5 protein-coding genes and 3 pseudogenes are annotated in these 7,102 nt (G+C 68.8%); 2 read left to right on the top strand and 6 right to left on the bottom strand.

Annotated elements, in window-relative coordinates:
* Nucleotides 1-257 precede the first annotated feature (257 nt).
* The 5 genes and pseudogenes from rfbA to FHS87_RS22770 form a co-directional block, all read right to left on the bottom strand.
* Nucleotides 258-1,127: a glucose-1-phosphate thymidylyltransferase RfbA gene (rfbA, locus tag FHS87_RS22790; protein WP_184522075.1), complete on the bottom strand. Its 870-nt coding sequence runs from the start codon at nucleotides 1,125-1,127 to the stop codon at nucleotides 258-260.
* Nucleotides 1,124-2,023: a dTDP-4-dehydrorhamnose reductase gene (gene rfbD / locus FHS87_RS22785; RefSeq protein ID WP_184522072.1), complete on the bottom strand. Its 900-nt coding sequence runs from the start codon at nucleotides 2,021-2,023 to the stop codon at nucleotides 1,124-1,126. Before rfbD ends, rfbA begins: the two co-directional genes overlap by 4 nt.
* Entirely contained in the window at nucleotides 2,023-3,090 is a 1,068-nt protein-coding gene (gene rfbB, locus FHS87_RS22780; RefSeq protein WP_184522069.1) for a dTDP-glucose 4,6-dehydratase, read from the bottom strand. Before rfbB ends, rfbD begins: the two co-directional genes overlap by 1 nt.
* Before the next feature lie 11 nt (nucleotides 3,091-3,101).
* A complete protein-coding gene (gene rfbC, locus FHS87_RS22775) occupies nucleotides 3,102-3,665 on the bottom strand; it encodes a dTDP-4-dehydrorhamnose 3,5-epimerase (RefSeq protein ID WP_246418648.1) in 564 nt (187 codons plus the stop codon).
* Nucleotides 3,666-3,784: 119 nt separating this feature from the next.
* Nucleotides 3,785-4,312: pseudogene (locus FHS87_RS22770) on the bottom strand (integrase core domain-containing protein); the annotation flags it as partial.
* Between the two features lie 56 nt (nucleotides 4,313-4,368).
* Here FHS87_RS22770 and FHS87_RS24085 point away from each other — a divergent pair.
* A pseudogene (locus FHS87_RS24085) lies at nucleotides 4,369-5,075 on the top strand (IS5 family transposase); the annotation flags it as partial.
* Between the two features lie 247 nt (nucleotides 5,076-5,322).
* On the opposite strand, the gene FHS87_RS22755 reads toward FHS87_RS24085, so the two are convergent.
* Entirely contained in the window at nucleotides 5,323-6,357 is a 1,035-nt protein-coding gene (locus tag FHS87_RS22755; protein ID WP_184522055.1) for an IS110 family RNA-guided transposase, read from the bottom strand.
* Between the two features lie 91 nt (nucleotides 6,358-6,448).
* Here FHS87_RS22755 and FHS87_RS24080 point away from each other — a divergent pair.
* Nucleotides 6,449-6,586: pseudogene (locus FHS87_RS24080) on the top strand (IS5/IS1182 family transposase); the annotation flags it as partial.
* Nucleotides 6,587-7,102: the final 516 nt, after the last annotated feature.

The raw sequence follows: 7,102 nt of genomic DNA, 5'->3' as shown, positions 1-7,102 counted from the left end.
GCCACACGCTCCAACATCGCGTCACCTCACCATCCGTGACGCTACCTCGCCGTCAGCACGCTCCAGGACAATACGGCCTCAAACCACCGCTTACGCTGCCGGCATCGGACCTGGCGTTCAGGACGGCTCCTATGGCGAGGAGGCTGAGGAAGCCGCACCCTCCCCTGCGTCCTCGGCGTCCGCCTTCCCATTCAGGCTCAAGCTACCCGCACTTGCGGCAGCCTTGAGACGCCCTGACGAGCGAGCCGGCCGAGCGCTCAACCGCTCTCCATCAGCCGGCGCAGATAGGCGCCATACCCGTTTTTATCGTATCGGCTTGCGAGGGTTTGCAGTCTTGCGTTGTCTATGAAGCCGAGCCGCCAGGCGATCTCCTCGGGGGAGGCGATCTTCATGCCGGTGCGCTTCTCGATGGCGCGGACGTACTCGCCGGCTTCCAGGAGGCTGTCATGGGTGCCCGTGTCCAGCCAGGCATAGCCGCGGCCGAGGCGGATCACGCGCAGGGTGCCCTCCTCCATGTAGAGGCGGTTGAGGTCGGTGATCTCGAGTTCGCCGCGCGCGGAGGGCTGGAGCGAGCGGGCGAGGGAGGAGGCGCGCCCGTCGTAGAAGTAGAGCCCGGTCACCGCCCAGTCCGAGCGCGGCCTGGAGGGCTTCTCCTCGAGCGAGACGGCGCGCGAGCCGCTGTCGAACTCGACGACGCCGTAGCGCTCGGGATCGGCGACGCGGTAGGCGAAGACGGAGGCGCCCGGGCCTGCGACGCGGGCCGAGGCGAGTTCGGCCTCGAGGTTGTCGCCGTGGAAGATGTTGTCGCCGAGCACGAGGGCCGAGGGCTGGCCGTCCAGGAACTCCTCGCCGAGGATAAAGGCCTGGGCCAGGCCCTCGGGGCGGGGCTGCTCGACATAGGAGAGCCGGATGCCCCACTGCTCGCCGGTGCCGAGCAGGCGCTGGAAGAGGGGTAGGTCGTGCGGCGTGGAGATGACGAGGATGTCCCGGATGCCGGCCAGCATGAGGACCGAGAGCGGGTAGTAGATCATCGGCTTGTCGAAGACCGGCAGGAGCTGCTTCGAGATGGCCAGGGTCGCGGGATAGAGGCGGGTTCCGCTGCCGCCCGCGAGGATGATGCCCTTCACGACATGGTCTCCGGAGGGGTGATGAGTGCGGCAAGGCAGCGAGAGAGAGAGCGCCGCCAGTCGGCGGGGTGGATCCCGTGCACGCGGATGATGCGCCCGCAATCGAGGCGCGCATCGGCCGGGCGGCGTGCGGGCGTCGGGTATTGCGCCGTGGTGATCGGAACGAGGCGCGGCACGCGCTGCCCGCGCTGCGCGGCCCCCTCGAAGATGGCGGCGGCGAAGCCGTGCCAGGTGGTCCACGGCGCGCCGGTCAGGTGGAAGATGCCGAAGGCGTCGCTCCCGGCCGGCGCCGCGACGAGCCCCGGAATCAGGCGGGCGATGGCATCGGCGAGGTCGTGGGCGAAAGTGGGCGCGCCGTGCTGGTCATCGACGACGGAGAGGCTCTCCCGCTCCGCCCCGAGACGCAGCATCGTCTTGACGAAGTTGTTGCCATGGGGGCTGCAGACCCAGGCCGTCCGGAGGATGATGCTGCGCGGATTGGCGGCGAGGACCGCCCGCTCACCCTCCAGCTTTGATTCGCCGTAGACGCCGGCGGGATCCGTGGGCGCGTCCTCGGCATAGGGCGCGCCGCCGTCTCCGCGAAAGACGTAGTCGGTCGAGACATGGACGAAGGGCAGGCCGCGCGCGGCGGCGGCGGCGGCCAGGAGCCCTGCCCCGGTGGCGTTCACGGCGAAGGCGAGATCCCGCTGGCTCTCGGCCTTGTCGACCGCCGTGTAGGCCGCGGCGTTGACGACGATATCGGGCGCCGTGGCCTCCACTGCGGCGGCGATGCCCGCGCTGTCGGCGAGATCCAGGTCAGGCGGTTCCAGCGCGGTGACGAGATGGCCGTCGCGCGGCAGGCGCTCCATCAGCTCGACGGCGAGCTGGCCCGTGCGCCCGGCGATGAGGACGCGCATCAGGCCGCGCTCGCCACGTCGTTGAGCAGGCCCAGCCTCTCGCCCGAGTAGACCCCCTCGCGCAGCGGCCGCCACCAGGCCTCGTTGTCCAGGTACCAGGCGATGGTGCGCTCGATCCCCTCCTCGAAGGTGACGGAGGAGCGCCAGCCAAGCTCGCTCTCGGCCTTGGCGGGATCGATCGCGTAGCGGCGGTCGTGGCCGGGCCGGTCGGCCACGAAGGTGATGAGCTCGCGCCGCGGGCGGGATGCCGGGCGCAGGCGGTCGAGCGTGTCGCAGATGGCGTTCACCACCGCCAGGTTCGTGCGCTCCGCGCGGCCGCCGACGTTATAGGTCTGCCCCGGCAGGCCGCGGGTCACGGCGGCGACGAGGGCACGGACATGATCCTCGACGAAGAGCCAGTCCCGGATGTTGCCGCCATCGCCGTAGACAGGGAGCGGCTTTCCCTCCAGCGCGTTCAGCGTGACGAGCGGGATGAGCTTCTCCGGGAAGTGGTAGGGCCCGTAGTTGTTGGAGCAGTTCGTGATGATGGTCGGCAGCCCGTAGGTCTCGTGCCAGGCACGGGCGAGGTGGTCGGACCCTGCCTTGCTCGCGGAGTAGGGAGAGCGTGGATCGTAGGGCGTGGATTCCGTGAAGCTGCCGGTCGGGCCGAGCGAGCCGAAAACCTCGTCCGTCGAGACGTGCAGGAAGCGGAACGCTTCCCGGCGCGGCGACGGGTAGCCGGCGACCAGCGCCCTCGCCGCCTCCAGCAGGGAGAATGTCCCCATCACGTTCGTCTGGATGAAGGGCGCGGCCGAGGCGATCGAGCGGTCCACATGGCTCTCGGCCGCCAGGTGCATGACGGCGTCGGGAGCGTAGTCGGCGAAGGCCGACCGCATGCGCTCGGCATCGCAGATGTCGGCCTGCAGGAAGGCGTAGTTCGGCCGGCCCTCGCACTGGGCGATCGTGCGCCGGTCCCCGGCATAGGTGAGCTTGTCGATGACGAGCACCTCATGGCCGAGATCGAGGACGAGGTGCCGGACGAGGGCAGAGCCGATGAAGCCGGCACCGCCGGTGACGATCACGCGCATGGGAGGGAACCTCAGAAAGCGTCGGGTAGGTCGCGGAGGCGGGGATGGCGGCGGTCCTTCTCCGACAGGACGAAGCCGCCGGGCAGATCGGGCCAGGGAAGCGCGAGGTCTGGATCGTCCCAGGCAAGGCCCCGGTCCAGGTCGGGCGCATAGACGTCGCTCACCTTGTAGGCGACGATCGTATCGGGCTCCAGCGTGACGAAGCCGTGGGCGAAGCCGGCCGGGACGTAGAACTGCTCGCCGCCACCGGCGGAGAGGCGACATGCGATATGCTGGCCGAAGCTCGGCGAAGCTCGCCGGATATCGACGACGACATCAAGGATCGCCCCCTGCAGCACGCGCACGAGCTTGGCCTGGGCGCGGGGCGAGAGCTGGAAGTGCATGCCGCGCAGCGTACCTGCCTGGACGGAGAGGGATTGATTGTCCTGCACGAAGACGTCATGCACGCCGACCGTGGCAAAATGGGGGCCGCTGTAAGTCTCCATGAGGTACCCGCGGTGATCGCGGAAGCGCCGTGATTTCAGCAGAAGCGGACCATCTATCAGGAAGGACCAGGCCGAAACGTTGCCGCTCATGCGAGGGTCTCGCACAAGTGGAGCGTTCGGATCAGAAGTGAGCGACATGGAGCAATACTAACACACGAGCGTGTGATCAGCGAACAGGAGAATTGTCTTAGAGGGTCGGGACTCATCGATTAGCTGTCCGGTTGTGAGACCTCCTTGGCGTCTTCAGCGATGAGGGGTGCGCCGGCGATGTCCTCTGGCCCGGCGCCGCCCTCAGGTGTTTCGGGTTTGGGGCGGGCAAGCTTTCGTCGGGCTCGGAGGCGCTCCTTGACGACCTGATCGGGCGTCTTGCCGTCGAGGACGCGCTGGCGCCGGGCATTATAGGCGGCGTTGAACCCACGGAGCAGCTGCTCGAGGTCGGCGTGGGACCAGATGGTGATGCCGAGCACCTCGCTACTCACCCGGCCGTTGAACCGCTCTACCATGCCATTGGTCTGCGGCGAGTAGGGCCGGGTGTGACGATACTCGGCGCCGAGTTCGGCGCAGACGCGGGCGAAGGCGGGTGTGAAGCAGCTGCCGTTGTCGGTCAGCACATAGGTGAGGCGGAAGGGGAAGGCCTTGGCTGCCTCGCGCAAGAAGGCGATGGCGCTGCGCTCGGTCTCGTCATCCTTGACGGCCAAGTGGACGGAACGCGACTGGCGGTCGTTGGCGACATACAGCCCGCTTCATAACGGCTGGGTTGGAGTGAGCGGCAGGGGTTATGCGCGTTCGGAGGATGTCTGAGGTCCTTCGAGGTGGCCCATGTCGACCCCTGCCGCCTGCGCAGCTTGCGCGCGGCTCCCAGCCCTATGCAACGTGCCTGACCGATGCCGAGTGGTCGGTGGTCGAGCCCTTCTTGCCGCATCCAGCGCGCACCGGGCGTCCGCGGAGCTGGCCGATGCGGCTGGTGGTTGATGCCATCGTCTACGTGCTTCGGACGGGATGTGCCTGGGCCCACCTGCCACGCGAGTTCCCACCCTCCGGGACGGTGCTTCGCTGGTTCCTGCGCCTCTCGCGCTCGGGCACCTTCGAGCAACTGGCGCACGCGCTCACCATGGCCGACCGAGACGTGTAGGCCGTGAGGCCTCGCCAACAGCGGCCGTGCTGGATGCCCAATCCGCCCGCTCGGGTGGGGTCGGTGTGGAGGGCGTCCGCGGCTACGACGCCGGAAAGAAGGTGACGGGGCGCAAGCGCCACGCCCTGGTGGACACCGATGGCAGACTCCTGCTGGCCGCCGTCTCACCGGCCGCCCTGCACGACAGCCGAAGAGGTGCGGCTCTGCTGGCCATGTCGCGCCGTCCGTGGCCGTTCCTCGCCCGCTGCTTCGCCGACCGCGCCTATGCCGGATCGCGCGTGGCCCAGGCCTCGCCGGTGGCCGTCACGAACGTCGGCCGTGCACCCGGCCAGAGAGGCCTCGCCGTGCAGCCGAGGCGCTGGCTGGTTGTTTGATCGCGACTGGGTTGGTCAATTCCTTTCTACTGCCGCTGCATCGCCGCCGGATCGTGGTTGTTTCCGCGGTCGGCCCTGCTGGCCGCCGCACTATGCGCCTCGAGACGAGACCCCTCCATGTCGAGCGCGCGGTCCGGTTGCCCGGCCGCAAGACCCACCGCGGGATGGCCTGCGTCGCGTCCCGGCGGGGACGCCTGCGTCCGCCTGGCCGGCGGAACTGGAAACTGCTGTTCTGTGTCGGTCAGGTCGCGGCAGGGAGGCCGGGCCAAGCCTGGAACGGCGCGTTGGCCCTCCACATGGCATGCAGCACGACGCTGATCTTGCGCGCGACGGCGACGGCCGCTCGCTTGAACCCAAGGCGCTGCACCAGGGCCAATCTCCAGGCCTTCAACGCCGATGCGCGCTGCACCCGGACCAGCAGGCAGGCGGCCGCCTCGAACAGGTAGCTCCGCAGCAGCCGGTTGCCGCGCTTGGACACGCCCGCGCTGCGGTCCATTTCTCCGGACTGGTGCCGCCTTGGTGTCAGGCCGAGGTAGGCGCCTACCGAGCGCGAGCGCCGGAAGTGCTCTGGTGCCTCAACGGCTGCGCTGAAGCTCGTGGCGATGACGGCACCCACGCCCGGGCAGGTCATCAGCAGCCGACAGGTTGGGTCATCCTTTGCGGCCGCCATGATACGGCGGTCCAGCCCGGCGATCCCATCCCGCACCGTCCGCCACACCGTCAGCAGCGGCTCGACCACGGCGGCCACCTCCGGCCGCTCCGCCATCGCTCCCCGCACCTTGGCCTCGAACACTCCGCCCGCCCGCCCCCGAACCCGCAGGCCAAATGTCTTGAGCACGCTCCGGATTTGGTTCGACAGGTCCGTCGAGATGCCGACCAGCTGGGACCGGGCATTCACCAGATGGCGCACCGCGTGTGCTGCCCAGCCCTTGACCCGTGCCTCCCGGTACCAGCCCGTCCGCACGAGCTGCGCCAGCGTCTCGGCGTCCCGCGCGTCGGTCTTGTTCCGCTGCAGGGCCGTCGCCGCCCGCGCGTGTCGGGCGTCGAGGCAGACCACCGGGATCCCGAGCGCCTTGAGCGAGTGGTACAGCCAGGGCGTTAGCTGCCCTGTCTCCAGGCCGACCCGCCGAAGTTCCGGAGCGTGACGGCGGAGCGCCGTGGCCAGGACCTCCGGCTCGCTCGCCCGCTTGCCCTTCCACACCAACCTGCCGTCCTCGTCGAGCACGTGAATGGCGGTGTCCTTGTCCGAAACGTCCAGCGCCGCGTACTGCACCATGACACCCTACTCAGGTGACCGCGGGCAGCCTTTCCGCCCGCTCCGCGCCCCGAGCTTGCCACCCCGGCCAGTCGGGTCGCGATCAGCGCATGTCGAGAGATCCTTCGCTTGGTTCGGCCGATGCCGACGCCTCGCCCGCGACCATGAAGCCATCGTCAGCTCCGCCGTCGCCTTCTTTACCCTCGCCGCCGCCATGCTCCTCGTCAGGCGTCTGGCTCGACCGTTATGAAGAGGGCACATAGAGGTATCGCTTGCGGCGCTCGCCATTGGCGGTCCGCCATTCTTGGCCAGTTCGGCCCGGATCTCCTTGAGGGTGATGTCGGAGGTCCGCTCGACCAGGCCCAGGATCAGCGGCGCATGCGCCTTAATCCGAGCCGTTCGACGATCACCGCCCAGCGGCCCCGGTGCGACCGACCCCACCTTTCGTGCCAGCGTGGCCCAGCGGATCGCGCTCGACGCGCTCACCCCAAAGCGGGCCGCCGCTGCCCGGCAGGACGCACCCGCGGTAATCGCTGCCACAACCCGCTCGCGCAGATCCACCGACAGCGCCTTCGACATGTCCCTGGCCTCCTTGCCAGGAGCACTGAATCATCTCTCCACGACCTCGTGGATCACAAGCGATTCAGTCAGGCCGGAAATCGCTCTAGTGCCCTGATCGTGAAATTCCTACGATTATTTAGGTGATCGGTAGGGGTACGGCGATGGGCAAGCCTGCGGTGTCGATCGTGCTGAGCGCGGCCGAGCG

This window comes from Muricoccus pecuniae (assembly GCF_014199205.1).
Taxonomy (GTDB): Bacteria; Pseudomonadota; Alphaproteobacteria; order Acetobacterales; family Acetobacteraceae; genus Roseomonas; species Roseomonas pecuniae.
The sequence above is the reverse complement of the archived record's forward strand: the minus strand, read 5'-3'. Positions and strand labels throughout refer to the sequence as shown.

Bases quoted from the DNA above. Each gene is read 5' to 3' on its own strand.
- rfbD (WP_184522072.1), bottom strand. From the start codon at position 2,023: ATGCGCGTCCTCATCGCCGGGCGCACGGGCCAGCTCGCCGTCGAGCTG.
- rfbB (WP_184522069.1), bottom strand. From the start codon at position 3,090: ATGCGCGTGATCGTCACCGGCGGTGCCGGCTTCATCGGCTCTGCCCTC.
- rfbC (WP_246418648.1), bottom strand. From the start codon at position 3,665: ATGAGCGGCAACGTTTCGGCCTGGTCCTTCCTGATAGATGGTCCGCTT.
- FHS87_RS22755 (WP_184522055.1), bottom strand. From the start codon at position 6,357: ATGGTGCAGTACGCGGCGCTGGACGTTTCGGACAAGGACACCGCCATT.